15 protein-coding genes are annotated in these 16,497 nt (G+C 72.3%); 6 read left to right on the top strand and 9 right to left on the bottom strand.

All coding sequences use genetic code 11. From position 1 onward, the window contains the following. The first annotated feature begins 27 nt into the window (after nucleotides 1–27). Nucleotides 28–2,442, top strand: a complete 2,415-nt coding sequence (glgX, locus tag ICW24_RS07040) for a glycogen debranching protein GlgX (protein WP_226345008.1) — start codon at nucleotides 28–30, stop codon at nucleotides 2,440–2,442. Between the two features lie 122 nt (nucleotides 2,443–2,564). Here the strand turns inward: glgX and ICW24_RS07035 are convergent, their stop codons facing one another. Together ICW24_RS07035 and ICW24_RS07030 are read right to left on the bottom strand one after the other, a co-directional pair. Then, nucleotides 2,565–3,434, bottom strand: coding sequence for a PPK2 family polyphosphate kinase (locus ICW24_RS07035; RefSeq protein ID WP_226345007.1), 870 nt, complete (start codon nucleotides 3,432–3,434; stop codon nucleotides 2,565–2,567). An 87-nt stretch (nucleotides 3,435–3,521) separates the two neighbouring features. Next, nucleotides 3,522–4,772 (bottom strand): alpha/beta hydrolase family protein, encoded by a 1,251-nt coding sequence (locus ICW24_RS07030; protein ID WP_226345006.1) that lies wholly within the window; start codon nucleotides 4,770–4,772, stop codon nucleotides 3,522–3,524. A 157-nt stretch (nucleotides 4,773–4,929) separates the two neighbouring features. On the opposite strand from ICW24_RS07030, the gene ICW24_RS07025 reads away from it, so the two are divergent. Then, nucleotides 4,930–5,991, top strand: a complete 1,062-nt coding sequence (locus ICW24_RS07025; protein ID WP_226345005.1) for an ATP-dependent DNA ligase — start codon at nucleotides 4,930–4,932, stop codon at nucleotides 5,989–5,991. A 16-nt stretch (nucleotides 5,992–6,007) separates the two neighbouring features. On the opposite strand, the gene ICW24_RS07020 is transcribed toward ICW24_RS07025, so the two are convergent. Next, a complete protein-coding gene (locus ICW24_RS07020) occupies nucleotides 6,008–6,904 on the bottom strand; it encodes a phenylalanine 4-monooxygenase (protein WP_226345004.1) in 897 nt (298 codons plus the stop codon). Nucleotides 6,905–7,116: 212 nt separating this feature from the next. Then, nucleotides 7,117–8,184: a non-homologous end-joining DNA ligase gene (gene ligD, locus ICW24_RS07015; protein WP_226345003.1), complete on the bottom strand. Its 1,068-nt coding sequence runs from the start codon at nucleotides 8,182–8,184 to the stop codon at nucleotides 7,117–7,119. A gap of 61 nt (nucleotides 8,185–8,245) precedes the next feature. Between ligD and msrB the strand changes: the two genes are divergently transcribed. Beyond that, nucleotides 8,246–8,692 carry a peptide-methionine (R)-S-oxide reductase MsrB gene (gene msrB, locus ICW24_RS07010; protein ID WP_226345002.1) on the top strand — a complete coding sequence of 149 codons (447 nt, stop codon included), beginning with the start codon at nucleotides 8,246–8,248 and terminating at the stop codon, nucleotides 8,690–8,692. A gap of 81 nt (nucleotides 8,693–8,773) precedes the next feature. Here the strand turns inward: msrB and hemQ are convergent, their stop codons facing one another. Continuing rightward, a complete protein-coding gene (gene hemQ / locus ICW24_RS07005; protein WP_226345001.1) occupies nucleotides 8,774–9,529 on the bottom strand; it encodes a hydrogen peroxide-dependent heme synthase in 756 nt (251 codons plus the stop codon). A 4-nt stretch (nucleotides 9,530–9,533) separates the two neighbouring features. Further along, nucleotides 9,534–10,988: a cation:proton antiporter gene (locus tag ICW24_RS07000; RefSeq protein WP_226345000.1), complete on the bottom strand. Its 1,455-nt coding sequence runs from the start codon at nucleotides 10,986–10,988 to the stop codon at nucleotides 9,534–9,536. 66 nt (nucleotides 10,989–11,054) lie between these two features. On the opposite strand from ICW24_RS07000, the gene yczE reads away from it, so the two are divergent. Continuing rightward, nucleotides 11,055–11,777 (top strand): membrane protein YczE, encoded by a 723-nt coding sequence (gene yczE / locus ICW24_RS06995; protein WP_226344999.1) that lies wholly within the window; start codon nucleotides 11,055–11,057, stop codon nucleotides 11,775–11,777. Nucleotides 11,778–11,901: 124 nt separating this feature from the next. Here yczE and ICW24_RS06990 read toward each other — a convergent pair whose 3' ends face one another. Then, on the bottom strand, nucleotides 11,902–12,480 hold the full coding sequence (locus ICW24_RS06990) for a mycothiol transferase (protein WP_226344998.1): 579 nt from the start codon (nucleotides 12,478–12,480) through the stop codon (nucleotides 11,902–11,904). A gap of 156 nt (nucleotides 12,481–12,636) precedes the next feature. Here ICW24_RS06990 and ICW24_RS06985 point away from each other — a divergent pair, with 156 nt between their 5' ends. Both ICW24_RS06985 and ICW24_RS06980 read left to right on the top strand, forming a co-directional pair. Next, complete coding sequence (locus tag ICW24_RS06985) at nucleotides 12,637–13,548, top strand: LysR family transcriptional regulator (RefSeq protein ID WP_226344997.1); 912 nt, start codon at nucleotides 12,637–12,639, stop codon at nucleotides 13,546–13,548. A 123-nt stretch (nucleotides 13,549–13,671) separates the two neighbouring features. After that, nucleotides 13,672–14,742 (top strand): MerR family transcriptional regulator, encoded by a 1,071-nt coding sequence (locus ICW24_RS06980; RefSeq protein ID WP_226344996.1) that lies wholly within the window; start codon nucleotides 13,672–13,674, stop codon nucleotides 14,740–14,742. 23 nt (nucleotides 14,743–14,765) lie between these two features. Here the strand turns inward: ICW24_RS06980 and ICW24_RS06975 are convergent, their stop codons facing one another. Beyond that, nucleotides 14,766–15,167 carry a hypothetical protein gene (locus tag ICW24_RS06975; protein ID WP_226344995.1) on the bottom strand — a complete coding sequence of 134 codons (402 nt, stop codon included), beginning with the start codon at nucleotides 15,165–15,167 and terminating at the stop codon, nucleotides 14,766–14,768. A 185-nt stretch (nucleotides 15,168–15,352) separates the two neighbouring features. Next, nucleotides 15,353–16,471 (bottom strand): uroporphyrinogen decarboxylase, encoded by a 1,119-nt coding sequence (gene hemE / locus ICW24_RS06970; RefSeq protein WP_372360553.1) that lies wholly within the window; start codon nucleotides 16,469–16,471, stop codon nucleotides 15,353–15,355. Nucleotides 16,472–16,497: the final 26 nt, after the last annotated feature.

Raw genomic sequence — 16,497 nt, 5'->3', positions numbered from 1 at the left:
ACCGAGCCGTGCAGACGAAAGGGATCTATGGACATCTGGCCGGGCTCTGCCTACCCCCTGGGAGCCACGTACGACGGGACGGGCGTCAACTTCGCCCTCTTCTCCGAGGTGGCCGAGCGCATCGAACTGTGTCTCATCGACGGCGAGGACTCGGAGCTGACCGAGACCCGCATCGAGCTCACCGAGGTCGACGGGTACGTGTGGCACGCGTATGTGCCCAACGTGCAGCCGGGGCAGCGCTACGGGTACCGCGTCCACGGTCCCTACGACCCCGACAACGGCCAGCGGGCGAACCCGAGCAAGCTCCTGCTCGACCCGTACGCCAAGGCCGTCGAGGGCGTCAACACCGGCGACGAGTCCTTGTTCTCGTACCGCTTCGACGACCCCGACGCCTTCAACGACGACGACTCGCTCGGGCACACGATGCTCTCGGTCGTCATCAACCCGTTCTTCGACTGGGGCCACGACCGCCCCCCGCGGTACGAGTACCACGACAGCGTCATCTACGAGGCGCACGTCAAGGGTCTGACGATGACGCACCCCGACGTCCCGGAGGAGATCCGCGGGACGTACGCGGCGATCGCGCACCCGTCGATCATCAAGCACCTCACCGACCTCGGCATCACCGCGATCGAGCTCCTGCCCGTGCACCAGTTCGTGCAGGACAGCCACCTGATCGACAAGGGCCTGCGCAACTACTGGGGCTACAACACGATCGGCTTCCTCGCCCCGCACAACGAGTACGCGGGCACCGGGACGCGCGGTCAGCAGGTCACCGAGTTCAAGGCCATGGTCAAGGCGCTGCACGAGGCGAACATCGAGGTCATCCTCGACGTGGTCTACAACCACACCGCCGAGGGCAACGAGAAGGGCCCGACCATCTGCTTCCGCGGCATCGACAACGCGGCGTACTACCGCCTCGTCGACGACGCGAAGGGGCACTACTACGACACGACCGGCACGGGCAACAGCCTGCTCATGCGCAACCCGCACGTGCTGCAGCTCATCATGGACTCGCTGCGCTACTGGGTCACCGAGATGCACGTCGACGGCTTCCGCTTCGACCTCGCCGCGACGCTGGCCCGCCAGTTCCACGAGGTCGACAAGCTGTCCGCGTTCTTCGACCTCATCCAGCAGGACCCGGTCATCAGCCAGGTCAAGCTCATCGCCGAGCCGTGGGACCTCGGCGACGGCGGCTACCAGGTCGGCAATTTCCCGCCCCTGTGGACCGAGTGGAACGGCAAGTACCGCGACACGGTCCGCGACTACTGGCGCGGCGAGGCCGCCGCCCTGTCGGAGTTCGCGTCCCGCCTGACCGGGTCCTCGGACCTCTACGCCCACTCGGGCCGGCGGCCGATCGCCTCCATCAACTTCATCATCGCCCACGACGGCTTCACGCTGCGCGACCTCGTCTCCTACAACGAGAAGCACAACGACGCCAACGGCGAGGGCGGCAACGACGGCGAGAGCCACAACCGGTCGTGGAACTGCGGGGCCGAGGGCGTCACCGACGACCCCGACATCCGCGCGCTGCGCATCCGCCAGATCCGCAACTTCCTCACGACGCTGCTCGTCAGCCAGGGCGTCCCGATGATCGCCCACGGCGACGAGCTCGGCCGGAGCCAGGGCGGCAACAACAACGTCTACTGCCAGGACAACGAGATCTCCTGGATCGACTGGAATCTCACGAAGGAGCAGCGTCAGCTCCTCGACTTCGCCGGCCACATCGTCGCCCTGCGCAAGGACCATCCGGTGCTGCGCCGGCGCCGCTTCTTCGCGGGCAGCGCCGACCACGGCGGAGAGTCGCCGCTCGGCGACATCCTCTGGCTGGGTGTCGACGGGCGCGAGATGCGCGACGAGGACTGGTCGACGGGGTACGCCCGGACGCTCTCGGTCTTCCTCAACGGGAAGGGCATCCAGGAGCCCGGACCGCTCGGTCAGCGCGTCACCGACGACGACCTCATCCTCATGTTCAACGCCCACAGCGAGCCGGTCGACTTCGCCATCCCGAAGATCGTCGACGACGTGCAGTGGCGGGTCGCCGTCGACACCGACACGGCCACCGGTCGGGCGGGCGCCGACACCGAACCGCACGAGTCGGGTTCGGTCCTGACGGTCGCGGGCCGCTCGGTCATCGTCCTGACGAGCGAGCCGATCCCCGAGGCCGAGGAGGGTGAGACCTCGGAGGCCGAGGTCGCGTCCGCCGAGGCGCACAACGCCGAGATGGCCCAGCAGCAGGCCGCCGCCTCCTCCGACCGGTCCGACGACGCGCCGTCCGAGACGCCGGCTGCGAGCGACGAGGCCAGCACGGCCGACGCGCAGACGGCCGACGACGACAAGGCCGGCGCCTCCGAGCAGCCCGCCACGTCCGGGGACGCGGCGAAGGCGCCCAAGACCGGGTCCGGCAAGGGCTCGTCCGGGAAGTCCCGACGCAAGGGCTGAGCAGGAACGATGAGGGCCGGGGACGTGGACACGCCCCCGGCCCTCATCCGTGGCCCTCATCCGTGGACCGATCGGTCCACGCGCGCTCCGGCCGACCCGAGGCGCTGACCCGGTGGGTCGGGTCAGCTCTCGGCGAGCCGCTTCTTCTCGGCCTCCACGTCGAAGTCCGCCGGGGGCCACTGCGGGTCGAGGGCGCGCAGGTGTTCGAGCAGGAGCTGCTGGACGGCGAGACGCGCGTACCACTTCCGGTCGGCGGGCACGACGAACCAGGGCGCGTGCGCGGTCGAGGTCCGCGTCAGGGCGGCCTCGTAGGCGACCTGGTAGTCGTCCCACAGGGCGCGCTCGTCGACGTCGCCGGGGTTGTACTTCCAGTACTTGTCGGGGCGGTCGAGACGCTCGGCGAGGCGCTCGCCCTGCTCCTTCTTCGAGATGTGCAGCATGACCTTGACGATGGTCGTGCCGCCCGCGGCGGTCGTCTTCTCGAACGTGTTGATCTGCCCGTAGCGGCGCGCCCACGTCGACGACGGCACGAGGTTGCGGACCCGGGCGATGAGCACGTCCTCGTAGTGAGACCGGTCGAAGACCCCGATCATCCCGGGCCCGGGCAGGCGGGGCCGGATGCGCCAGAGGAACGGGTGCCGGCGTTCGACCGTCGTCGGTGCCTTGAAGGCCGTGATCGACACCCCCTGCGGGTCGACGAGACCGACGACGTGGCGCATGATCCCGCCCTTGCCGGACGTGTCCATGCCCTGGACGACGAGCAGGAGGCGTTCCTGACCGCCCCCCTTGGCCTGCGCGTAGAGCCGCTCCTGGAGGGAGCTCAACTCGTCGGCGCCTGCCGCCATGAGTTTCTCGCCGTCCTTCTTGATTCCGCCCTTCTTCCCCCCGAGCGCGGGGGTCGATCTCGGGTCGACGTGTGCGAGGGCGAAGCCCTCGCGGACCATGAGGGCGTCGGTGAACGGCGTCGCGGAGCCGGTGCTGGAGGGGGCCATGCGGGTCATCATGACATCGCGACCGGCCACGTGGAGCCGGGTCGGGCCCGGACGTGTCCCGAGCGCCGCGGCGGGGCCCGCAGGAGGTCAGAGGCCCCGCAGGTAGTCGGCGACGACGCGCTCCCAGCGGTCCCGGTCGACGTTCCACTCTCGGACGTGCCGGGCGACCGACCACTCCTCGAAGCGGACCCGGTCGGGCCGGCGGCGCGCGAGCTCTCGGGAGGGCCCGACGGGAACGAAGGTGTCGTCGCGGGAATGGATGAGCAGGATGTCGTGCCGGATCTCGTCGGCGCGGTGCTGCCAGTTCGTGCGGGCGACGTCCAGGACCTCGGTCAGCCCGACGAGCCGCTGCGACCAGCGCGCCCCGAGCATCGTCTGCGCGAGCAGGGCGAGCCAGCGCGGGAGGCGTCGCAGCCGCGCCTGGTGGGCGATGACGTCCCCCCAGTCGATGACCGGCGCGTCGAGGACGACGGCGCGCACGTAGCGCGACAGCTCGGAGCGGTCGAGGGTCTGCAGGACGATCGCGCCCCCCATCGACCAGCCGAGCAGCACGACGTCGCGGGCGCCCTGCTGGAGGGCGTACCGGATCGCGGCCTCGATGTCGCGCCACTCGGACAACCCGAGGTTGTACTTGCCGTCGGGGCTGGGCGGGCCCTGCGGGTCGTTGCGGTAGGTGGGCACGAGGGCGGTGATGCCGAGCGCGTGCAGCGTCGGGACGGCCCGCAGGCATTCGTGACGGGTCGCGCCGCGGCCGTGGACGAGGACGGCCCACCGGCCGCCGGCCCCGCCCACCGCGCGCCCGTCTCCGTCGCCGCCGCCGTCGTCATGCCCGTCGCCGTCGCCGTCGCAGTCGTCGTTCGGGCCGCCCCCGGGCACGAGCCAGGCCGGCAGGTCGCCGACCTCCCCCGGCAGGGCGACGTCGGTCGTCGGCAGGCCCAGGCTCACGTCGGGCCGGTCCCCGTAGTAGTAGCCGTCCCAGCGCGCCGGGCCGGGGGTGGGGGTGCGCAGGTCGACGCCCTGCAGCTCGCGCGTCACCCGACCCGCCGTCTCGTCGAGCTCGAGGATGTCGCCGACCCGCAGGTGGCCGGCGCCCTGGTCGAACCAGAGCCCGTACCAGCCCGGGCACACCGAGTCCTCGGTGACGTCGAAGGTGATCGTGTCGTCGGTGATCGCGAGGATCGTCACGTTGTCGGGGCGGTCGCGCTCGGGCGTGAGCAGGACGCGCGCGAAGTAGGACGCGGCGCCGAGGGAGCCGGCCGCGGAGGCCGCGCTGAGCCCCCCGGCTGTTCCGGCGGCGACGAGCGCCACCCTGCGGGCCAGCGGTCGACGTGCGGACACCCCCGCAGTCTCCCAGACGGCCCCCGACGGGCCCGCGACGACCCACCGCGACCCGCCGCGGCCTCGCCGACCCTCCACGACTCTCCGAGACTGGCCACGACCTCCGCGACCCCCCGACGCCGCGCCGGGGTCGCCACGGCGCGCGAGAATGACGCCCATGACCCTGCCCCTGGAGCTGCCGTTCACGCCGATGCTCGCCAAGGCGGTCGCCGCCGTGCCCGCCGCCGACTCGGTGCCCGGCGGCCTGTCCTACGAGCCGAAGTGGGACGGGTTCCGCTGCGTCGTCCTGCGCGACGGCGACGACGTCGAGCTCGCGAGCCGCGGATCGAAGCCCCTGACGCGCTACTTCCCCGAGGTCGTCGACGCCGTGCGGGCGACCCTCCCGAGCCGGTGCGCGGTCGACGTCGAGATCGTCGTGCGCTCGGGTTCGGCCGGGGCCGAACGCCTCGACTGGGACGCCCTGAGCCAACGCATCCACCCCGCCGCGAGCCGGGTCGAGAAGCTGAGCCGCGAGACGCCCGCCGAGATCGTCGCGTTCGACCTGCTCGCCCTCGGGGACGACACCCTGCTGGACCGTCCGTTCCGCGAGCGCCGGGCTCGCCTCGAGGAGGTCTTCGCGGACGTGCCCGCCGGGAGCGGGGTGCATCTCACCGCGACGACCCTCGACCCCGACGTCGCCACCGACTGGTTCGAGCGGTTCGAGGGGGCGGGCCTGGACGGGGTCGTGGCCAAGCCCCTCGACGGCGTCTACGAGCCCGGCCGGCGCGCCATGCTCAAGATCAAGCACAAGCGCACCGCGGAGGCAGTGGTCGTCGGGTACCGCGTGCACAAGTCCGGCCAGGGGGTCGGGTCGCTCCTCCTCGGCCTCTACGAGGACGGGCGGCTCTTCAACGTCGGCGGCATCGCGGCCTTCACGGCGAAGCGGCGCCTCGAGCTGGTCGACGACCTCGAACCCCTCGTGCGCCGGGACGCCGACGGGCAGATCGAGGCGGCCGCGACCGACCGGTCCCGCTTCTCCTCCAACAGCGACGTCTCGTTCGTGCCGCTGCGGCCCGAGCGGGTCGTCGAGGTGGCCTTCGACCAGCTCGAGGGCCACCGCTTCCGGCACGCCGTGACGTTCCTGCGCTGGCGCCCCGACCGCGAGCCGACGTCGTGCACGCTCGCCCAGATCGACCGCGCCCCCGCCTACGACCTCGGCGAGGTGTTCACCGCCGGCTGAGGGCGGGCACCGCGCCTCACACGGTCAGCGGCGCCTGGGTTCGCAGGGCGGCGATGGAGTCGTCGCTGCACGTCGCGAAGAAGTGGCCGACGACGTCCTCCAGCTCGGCAACGTCGCGCGCGGCGAAGAGGACGGGCTGGTAGGCGGTGATGTCGTAGTTGAGGGTGCCCATGTCGAGCAGGTCCAGGGGGCGGATCTCCATGTGCGCGAATTCGTCCATCTCGCCGTAGCTCGAGAGGATGCCGGCGCCGTAGGCCTTGAGCTCCGGCCCGTCGTACATGACGCCGAACTCCATCGAGAACCAGAACACGTCGGCGACGAACTTCATCGCCGACTCGTCCTCCAGGCGCAGCGAGGCCTCGCCGGCGGCCCGGGTGATCGCCGCGAACCGCGGGCTCGCGAGCTGGTTCGCGTGCCCGATGACCTCGTGGATGATGTCGGGCTCGGGGGTGTAGAGCGGCCGGCTCGGGTGACGCAGGTACTGCGTCGAGTGGAAGACGCGTCGCCCGAGGGCCCCGTAGAACTGCCGGAGCGCCACGAGGCCCGGCGCGGCGATGTAGGACCACCCGGTGAGCGGGCCGATGCGGTCGCTCACCTCGTCGAGGGTGGGGACGTACTCCGTCGGCAGACCGAGCGCCCGCTTGGCGGCGAGGTACTCGGGGTGGGCGTGGCGCTCGTGCTTCGGCGCGAGCGCGCGGCTCACGGTGGCCCACACCTCGTTCTCGGCGTCGGTGTAGTCGATGTGCGGGAGCGGCTGCCCCTCGCGCCAGTCCAGGGCGGCGGCCGCGATCTCGTTGCGGCGCCGCAGGTACGCCTCGTCGGCGGCGCCGGGGTGCGACGGGTCGAGGTGGACGCGCACACCCCCGTCGTCGCCGCGGCTCACGGGTGAGTACAACTGGCCCTCGTCGAACACGGTGGTGCTCCCTCCACGTCGTTGTGGTGGTCGCCGGATCGCGGCGACCGCATGGCCTCAGGAGACCACCGGGACGACCCCCTGCCAAGAGCGAAGGTCGGGCCTGACCACTCGGACCGATCCCGTGAGGTGGGGCGCCACGATCTTGTACACCTTGCCCACAATTCGCGAGCGAGCGCGACATACTTGCCCAGCCGACATCGCTCCTCGGCTCAGTCGGGATCGCGCTCCTGCGCGGCCGGCCAGTGGGCCGCGACCTTCTTGCTCGGCTGCACGCGCGGCGGCTCGCCGGGCATCTTGGGGTAGTCGGGCGGGAAGGCGAGCTCCCCGAGGCCGCGGTCGAGGTCGGCCTCCCACAGGCGCAGGGCCGCGGCGATGTCGCCGGCGGCGTCGTCGAGGCCCGCCCACGCGTCGCCGCGCTCGGCGAGCCGGGCGGGCGCGGACCGGATCGTGAAGTCGCGCGGGGCGACGTCGTCGAGCTCCTCCCAGGTCACCGGCATCGACACCGGCGCATCGGGCAGCGGGCGCGGGCTGTACGCGGAGGCGATCGTCCGGTCGCGGTTGGCCTGGTTGTAGTCGACGAACACGCGGGCGCCGCGCTCCTCCTTCCACCACGCCGTCGTCACGAGCTCCGGCATCCGCCGCTCCAGCTCGCGGGCGATGCCGATGACGGCGTGCCGCACGTCGAGGAACTCGTGCGTGCGGCGCAACCGGGAGTAGACGTGCACGCCGCGGTTGCCGGACGTCTTGGCCCAGGCGACCAGACCCACCTCGCCCAACAGCTCCCGCAGGGCGTGCGCGACGGTGACGACGTCGCCGAAGCCGCGGCCGGTGTGGGGGTCGAGGTCGATGCGCAGCTCGTCGACGAGGTCGTTGTCGTCGGCGCGCACGGGCCACGGGTGGAACGTCACCGTGCTCATCTGGGCCGCCCAGACCGCCGAGGCGATCTCGTCGACGACGAGCTGGGGGTGCCGCCGCCCCGAGGGGTAGGTGCACTCGACGGTGCGGAACCACGCCGGGGTGCCCTTGGGCGGGTTCTTGGAGTAGAACTCCTCGCCGGTCACGCCCCCGCGGAAACGCTGCAGGGTCACGGGACGGTCCCCCACGGCGGCCAGGAACGGGTCGGCCACGGCGAGCAGGTAGTCGACGAGGTCGCGCTTGGTCACCGGGTCGGCGCCGTCGACGGCGGGCCACACCGGCTTGTCGGGATTGCTCAGCTTGACGACGCGTTCGACGTCGCCGGGGCCGGGGATGGTCAGCGTCACCGCGTCGGAGGCCATGCCCGCGAGCCTACGGCGGGGCGCCGGGAAACACCCGGGCGTCCGCGGCGTTGACACGAGCATGACGACGAACTCACCGCACACCGACCGCACCTACCCGGTCAGCCGCACCGAGGACGAGTGGCGCGAGCGCCTCACCCCCGCCGAGTACCAGGTCCTCCGGCAGGCCGGCACCGAACGCCCCGGCATCGGCGAGTACACGGACACGACGACCGAGGGCGTCTACGAGTGCCGGGCCTGCGGCGCCGAGCTCTTCACCTCCACGACGAAGTTCCCGAGCCACTGCGGGTGGCCGTCCTTCTACGCCCCGCTGGCGGGAGAGTCCGTGGAGTACATCGAGGACACGACCCTCGGCATGCGCCGCGTCGAGGTGCGCTGCGCGTCGTGCGGCTCGCACCTCGGGCACGTCTTCGAGGGCGAGGGGTACGACACGCCCACCGACCAGCGCTACTGCATCAACTCCATCTCGATGCGCCTGCGCCCGACCACCGACTCCGCCACGTCGTGAGATGTCACGCGTGACCGTCGGCGCCGCGCCCGGAACGGTCCACATCGTCATCTCACGATGTGAGCGGCCGGGCGCGGCCCGTCACGGCAGAGCGGCGACGAGCTCGCGGATGTCGACGCGGGGCCCCGTGTAGAACGGGATCTCCTCGCGGACGTGCAGGCGGGCCTTGCTCGCGCGCAGCTCACGCATGAGGTCGACGATGCGGTGCAGCTCGTCGGCCTCGAAGGCGAGGATCCACTCGTAGTCGCCGAGCGCGAACGCCGGGATGGTGTTCGCGCGCACGTCCGGGTACGGGCGGGCCATGGCCCCGTGCTCGGCGAGCATGGAGCGCCGCTCCCCGCCGTCGATGACGTACCAGTCGTAGGAGCGCACGAACGGGTAGACGCACAGGTAGTCGCGCACGCGCTCGCCGGCGAGGAAGGCCGGCAGGTGGCTGCGGTTGAACTCCGCGGGCCGGTGCAGCGCGGCCACCGACCACACGGGCTCGAGGTGCGCGCCGAGGCCGGTGCGCAGGAACCCGCGGTAGGCGGCCTGGAGCTGCTCGATGGCCGGCGCGTGCCACCAGATCATGAGGTCGGCGTCGGCGCGCAACCCCCCGACGTCGTACACGCCGCGCACGTCGACGTCGGCCCCGAGCACGGTCTCGACGCCCGTGTGGGCCGACGGGCCCTGCCCGAGCCCCTCGAGGTAGGCCTCCGCCTCCTCGCCCAGCCGGTCGCGCTCCGCGACGTCGGCAGGCAATCGCTGCCCCACCTTGAAGACCGACCACATCGCGTAGCGGACGGTGTCGTTGAGCTCGTTGATGCGGGCGACGTTCGGGTTGGTGGGAGAGGTCATGGCCTCATTCTCGCGTGGCCGCGGCGGTGGGCCGACGCGCCCCCTCGAGCCAGCGCATCGCCGGGGTCGCGGTCGTGCCGTGGACGACGACCGAGACGAGGATCGTGAACGCCACTGTCGCCCACAGCTCCTCGGCCTGCTGGAACGGTGCCTCCGCGAGGGCGTAGGCCACGTAGTAGATGGACCCGATGCCGCGGACCCCGAAGAACGCGGTGACGAACCGCTCGCGCGGCCCGAGCTCCCCGCCGACGGCGGTGTCGACCCCCGCGCCCCGCCCGAGGGCGAGCAGGGCGCACACGGGGCGCACGACGAACACGAGCGCGAGACCCACCGCCGCGCCCTGCCACGTGAGGTGGTCGAGGACGCCGTCGGCGAAGCTCAGGCCGACGAGCATGAGCATGAGCAGGGTGAGCAGCAGCTCGAGCCGCTCGATGACGTCGTGCATGTGCCCGTGGTAGTCGTGGCTGCGTTCCTGGGCCCGCAGGGTGAGCGCGCACACGAACACGGCGAGGAACCCCCACCCGTGGGCCACCTCCGCGAGGCCGTACACGGCCAGAGTCGCCGCGAGGGCGAGCAGCGGCTCGCCGCGGTCGGCGAGCCGCAGGGAGTCGACGCGGCTGCGGAAGGCGATGTGGCCGAGCGCCCAACCGCCCGCGATCCCGACGAGCACGCCGACGACCGTCTTGAGGATGATCTCGGTGCCCAGCCACGACCAGCCCCACTGAGCGACCGAACCCTTGGTGACGAGGTAGATCGCGGCGTAGACGAACGGGAACGCGAGCGCGTCGTTGAGACCCGCCTCGGAGGTGAGGGCGAACCGCACCTCGTCGTTCTCCCCCACGTGGGGTTCCGCCTCCTTCTCGTCGCCGGCGCCGTCGCCGCCGTCCGCCCCCTCGCCGTCGCCGTCCTCGTCCCACGTGCGGCGGACGCCGTGCTGGAGGTCGGCGCCGCCGTCGGGACGCCCGTCGCGCCCGTCGGCGTCGCTGCTCGGCCCCGACAGCTCCGGCCCCTCGACCTGCACGTCCGCGGCGAGGACGGGGTCGGTCGGCGCGAGGGCCGCGCCGAGCAGGAGCGCCGTGGCGGGGGCGAACCCGATCGCCCACCAGCCGAGGAACGCGACGCACGCGATGCACAGCGGCATGGCGATGAACAGCAGCCGCCACGTCGTCCCCCACGACCGGATCGAGGTCAGCGACCGCCACCGCAGCGGGCGGTCGAGGGCCAGGCCCACACCCATGAGGGAGACGATGACGGTGATCTCGGCGAGATGCTGGGTCTCGAGGGTGTGCTCAAGGGGGCGCACCGGCGCCTGCCCGGTCCACGGCAGGACCCCGACGATCACGCCGATGAGGATGAGGATGATCGGCGCGGAGGCGGGCAGCCGCTCGAGGATGCGCGGCAGGATGATCGCGATGAGCAGCGCTGCACCGGTCACCAGGTAGAGGACGTCGACGTTCACAGGGCCAGCGTGACCGATCGGTCGCCCGGCGCGGACGGCGGTCTCACGGCAGGGATCATCGTGACCATGCGCCGCCCCCGCGAGGACTCCTCGCTCCCCCCGCCCGACCGCCCCGCGGGCCGCCCGCAGCTGCTCGCCATCGGCCCCCTCGCCCAGCTCCGCGCGGGCCGTCTCCCCCGCCGGCTCGTGCAGCTCTTCGTCGGGCTGAGCCTGTACGGCGTCTCGATGGCGATGCTCGTGCGGGGCACCCTCGGGCTGGACCCGTGGGACGTCTTCCACGACGGTGTCATGACGCACGTCCCCTGGAGCTTCGGCACGATCGTCGTGGTGACGAGCTTCGTCGTGCTGCTCCTGTGGATCCCGCTGCGGCAGATGCCCGGACTGGGGACCGTCGCGAACTCGGTGTGGATCGGCGTGGCGACCGACGCCACCCTGGCCGTCCTCGAGGCCCCGGCGGGGCTGCTGCCCCGGGCGGCCCTGCTCGTCGGCGGGGTCGTGCTCAACGGCCTGGCCGGCGCCCTCTACATCGGCAGCCAGCTCGGGCCGGGTCCCCGCGACGGGCTCATGACCGGCCTGCACCGGCGCACCGGGTGGAGCCTGCGCCTCATCCGGACCGCCCTCGAGGTGACCGTCCTCGCGGTGGGCTGGGCCCTCGGCGGCGCCGTCGGCGTCGGCACCGTGCTCTATGCGCTCGCGATCGGCCCCCTGGTACAGCACTTCCTGCCGCTGTGCACCGTGCGCCTGACCGACCCCGGACCCGGACGGCCCATGCGCCGCCCTACCGGATAGGCGCTGGAACCGTCCCCGGATCTCGGCGATGACGTGTCCGCGGAGACGGCCGGCCCGCCGCAGGGGTCGCGCTCCACGCCCCGCGCGGCGCCGGCCGGTCGTCGTCCCGAGCGGGTCCGTGTCGTCAGTTGCCGGTCGCGCCGTCGACGGCCTCCCGCGGGAGGTCGAGGTGCCCATTGTGCCGGGCGTACTCCTCGATGAGGTGGATGAGGATCCAACGCAGCTGGTAACGCGAATCCTCGTTTGATCCGTCCTCCCCGGGGTCGGCGCAACCGGCGCGCCTGCTGAGGGACGAGGGACTCGACGACGCGGCGAAGGCCGCACGTGCGGCCCCGACCGCTCGTTCGTGGAGATCCAGCACCTCGTCGGGGTCGGTGGTGCTGACGTCCCACTCCCAGTCGGGGTCGGTGCCGCGGCAGCCGGCCCAGGGCTCGTCCATCTCGCCGTAGTCGTATCCGAGGAAGACCGCTTGGGACCACTTGATCTCCACCCAGCTGAGATGCTTGAGGACGCCTCCGATCGTGAGAAGCGAGGGGTGGCCGGGAAGCCGCTGTCTCAGTGACGAGGCGCTGATTCGCTCGGCCTTGCGGCGCGCGACGGCACGCTGGTGGTCGAGGTAGGCGTCGAGGAGCTCGAGCTCGGCTCCCGTGGCAGGGATGACGGGCAGCTCGGTGCCGTCATGCTCGGGGCGTGAGGGGATCATGTGTCGGCTTTCGCATCCGTCGGGTCGGAGGCGACGGACCGGCGACAGCGCGAGGGGAATGGCCTCGGCCACGACTGTCGCAAGTCGGAAGCGCAAAATCCAGCAAACACATGTGTGGTTCTGTTCGGCACATCTGAACTGACCTAGGGTGGCGCCGTGGATCTGAATCGCCTGCGCACCTTCCGCTCGGTCATCGCGACCGGATCCATCCGCGGGGCCGCGGAAGCGCTCCGCTATTCGCCCGCATCCGTGAGCCAAAAGGTCGCCCAGCTGCAGCGAGACACCGGCCTGACCCTCCTCACGCGCATCGGGCGCGGCGTGGAGCCCACCCCTGTCGGCCTCGCCCTGGCGGCCAGGACGGACTCGCTCGTGGCCGAGCTGGCCGACCTGGACGACTTCGTCGCCGGCCTCCGCGCCGGGCGCAGCGGCACGTACACCCTGTGCTACTTCTCCTCGCTCGGTGCGGCCTGGATGCCCGAGATCATGGCCCGGCTGACGCGGGAGTTCCCCGATGTGCGCGTCGAGCTCTACGTCCGGGACGCGTACGACCCGCAGTGTCGGCCGCGCCCGGACCTGCAGCTCGTCGCCGAGGCCGAACCCCCGCCCGCCCCGCGGGGCTACCAGGCGATTCCCCTCACGAGCGACCCCTACGTCGTGGCGGTGCCGGTCACGCACCCCCTCGCCGCTCACGAGGGGCCGCTGCGGCTCGAGACCCTGCAGCACGACACGTGGATCGACACCAACGCCGGGCAGGGCAGCTGCCGTCAGATCACCATCGACGCGTGTGTGGCCGCCGGTTTCCGCCCGGACCTCGGCGTCCAGGCGCAGGACTACGCCACGGCCCTGGCCATGGTCGCGGCCGGCGTCGGGATCAGCGTCCTGCCCCGGATCGGTGCAAAAGCGTCGCCACCGGGGGTGGTGATCCAGCCGGTCGCGTCGCCCACCCCGAGACGAGTCATCAGTGCATTGGTCGCGACCGAAGCACTCGTCTCACCCGTGACCGAGCGCGCCCTCGCACTCGCCCGGCGTGCCGCGGGGTCGTTCGACGAGCCGATGGGCATCGGTTGAACGCGCCGGCCTCGAGGCACCCTGGACGGACCTTCCCGGCCGGGACGGCCAGATGACGCGGGCGGGACGTCGACAGGGTGCCGTCGTTGACCTTCGAGTGGGTCGAGGTCCCACGATGTCCACGTGACGGACCCGGAGTTGATGTCGATCGGCGCGTTCGCCGAGCTCGCCGGGCTGACGGCGAGCGCGTTGCGGTTCTACGACGATGCCGGCGTGCTGCGCCCCGCGCGAGTGGATGCGGTGACCGGCTACCGGCTCTACGGCGAGGAGCAGCTCGAGCGGGCGACGCTGGTGCGTCGCCTGCGGGAGATCGGCATGCCGCTGCCCACCGTCCGCAGGCTCCGCACGGCCGACGCTGAGGAGGCGGCGCGGCTGATCGACGAGCAGGTCGCGCACGTCGCGGCCGAAGCCGACCGGATCCGACAGGTCGCCGCGGTGTTACACGCCTCCCTGGGCGGATCGGGCCGCCTCGTCATCACCACGCTGCCCGGTCCGGCCCTGGCCGCGGCGATCGACGAGGTCCTGACGACGACGGTGGCCGACCCCGAGAGGCCCGTCCTGGGCGGGGTGCACCTCGAGATGCACCCCGACGCCATCGCGCTCACGGCCACGGATCGCTACCGCCTCGTCACGCGCACGCTGGTCCCCCGCCGCCCGCCCGCCGCGTCATGGGCAGGGACCCTCGACGGGGACGATCTCCGGACCGCGGTGTCGTGGCTCCGGCGGAGCCCGATGGTGCGGTTGGACGCGGACGAACGGACCCTGGATCTGAGTGCGGACGACGGCAGGGTGCTACACGCTCGCCTGCTCACCGACGTCTTTCCGGATCACCGGCTCGTGGTCCGGTCCCTCCCACCGGTGACGCATCGCGTCACCGTCTCGAAGCGGGAGATCGTCAGGTCGCTGGAGCAGCGGGCGGCGGACAAGGTCGGCCTGCGGGTATCGGGCGGTCGGCCGGCCCTCCTCCTTCCTGACGGCGTCCAGGCGCTCGACGGCACGGCGACGGGTCCCGATCTGAGCCTCTGGTTCGCGACGACCACGTGGTATCCCGCGTTGAGCCTCGCCCTCGGCAGCGACGTCATGCTCGATCTCCGCGGGCCCGACCGCCCGGCCACCCTGCGGTCGGCCGACGACGGCGACCTCGCCACGATCGTCATGCCGTGCCGGGGCCCGGACCACACTCCTCGGTCGTGACCGACCCCGGTCCATTGCCCCGATCACGATCCACGCGAAGGAGCACCTAATCCATGACGACGAACGCTGAAGGTCCGGACCCGACGATGGACGCCATCGGCTCGGCCGTGGCTCGCGGGCGCGAGGGCGACGTCGCGTCGGCCCGACGCGACCTGATCGCCCTCTGGCGACGCATCGGACCGGCGGGCGATGCCTTCCACCGCTGCACGCTCGCCCACTACCTGGCCGACCTCCACGTCGACGCCGCGGAATCCCTCGTCTGGGACGTCCGCGCCCTCGATGCCGCCGACGCCCTCGCCGACGAACGCCTCAGGCGACACCACGACAGCCACCGCGTCGCCGGATTCTTCCCCAGCTTGCACCTCAACCTGGCGGACGATCTCCGCCGTCTGGGGGCCTTCGACGCGGCCGCCGAGCACATCCACGCCGCCGAACAGCGCTCCGGTGCGCTCGCCGACGACGGCTACGGCGACACCGTTCGCACGGCCATCGCCGGGGTCCGCCAGGCCATCGACGATCGCGACACGGCCCGCCGAGCGTCCGCCCCCGGCGGGCGCGCTGACGCTCCGGGCGCGCCGCGGGCATCGAGGAGGCCCCGGCGGCGACCCGGTCAGACCTCCAGCGACCGGACGAGCTCGACGACGCGAGTGAGGACGTCGGGGTCGGTGTCGGGGAGCACGCCGTGGCCGAGGTTGACGACGTGGCCCGACGCGCCGCGGCCCTCGGACACGATCCGCCGGACCTGCGCGTCCACGACCTCCCAGGGTGCGAAGAGCAGCGCGGGGTCCAGGTTGCCCTGGACGGCGGGGGCGCCGACCCCGGCCACCCGGTCGATCGCGCCGGCCAGCGACGTGCGGTAGTCGACGCCGATGACGTCGGCCCCCGCAGCGGTCATCGGTTCGAGCAGCTCGGACGTGCCCACCCCGAAGTGGATGCGCGGGACGCCCAGCTCGGCGACGGAGGCCAGGACGGACGCGGAGTGCGCCTGCACGTGGCGCTCGTAGTCGCGGCGGGACAGGAACCCGGCCCAGGAGTCGAAGAGCTGGACCGCGCTCGCACCGGCCTCGATCTGCACCCGCAGGAACGCCCCGGCGATCTGCGCGAGCCGGGCGCACAGGTCCGACCAGAGCTGAGGGTCGCCGTGCATGAGCGCCTTCGTGCGGGCGTGGGTCTTGCTGGGGCCGCCCTCGACGAGGTAGCTCGCGAGCGTGAACGGGGCGCCCGCGAAACCGATGAGCGGCGTCGGACCCAACTCGGCGACGAGCAGCCGGACCGACTCGGCGATGTCGGGCACCGCGGCGGCGTCCAGCTCCGGGAGGCGGTCGAGGTCGGCGCGGGTCCGGATCGGCTCCGCGACGACGGGCCCCGTGCCCGCGACGATGTCGAGGTCGATCCCCACTGCGGCGAGCGGGACGACGATGTCGCTGAAGAAGATCGCCGCGTCCACGCCGTGGCGGCGCACGGGCTGCAGCGTGATCTCGGTGACGAGGTCGGGGCGGCGGCACGACTCGAGCATCCCCACCCCCTCCCGCACCTTGCGGTACTCCGGCAGGGAGCGACCCGCCTGGCGCATGAACCACACGGGCGGGCGCGGGCCGGGGCGGCCCGTCGCCGCACGCACGAGCAGGCTGTCGGCCGGCGAGCCGCCGGCAGGAGCGACGTCCGGGCCGGGGGCCGGTCGGGGCGTCGGAGCGGGGGTCGAGGAGGCGGCGGGTACGGCGTCGGTCACCCCCCGATCGTGTCACGAGCCCCCGA

Origin of the sequence: Agilicoccus flavus (assembly GCF_014857905.1) — a bacterium.
Taxonomy (GTDB): domain Bacteria; phylum Actinomycetota; class Actinomycetes; order Actinomycetales; family Dermatophilaceae; genus Agilicoccus; species Agilicoccus flavus.
This window is presented reverse-complemented; position numbering and strand designations above follow the sequence as displayed.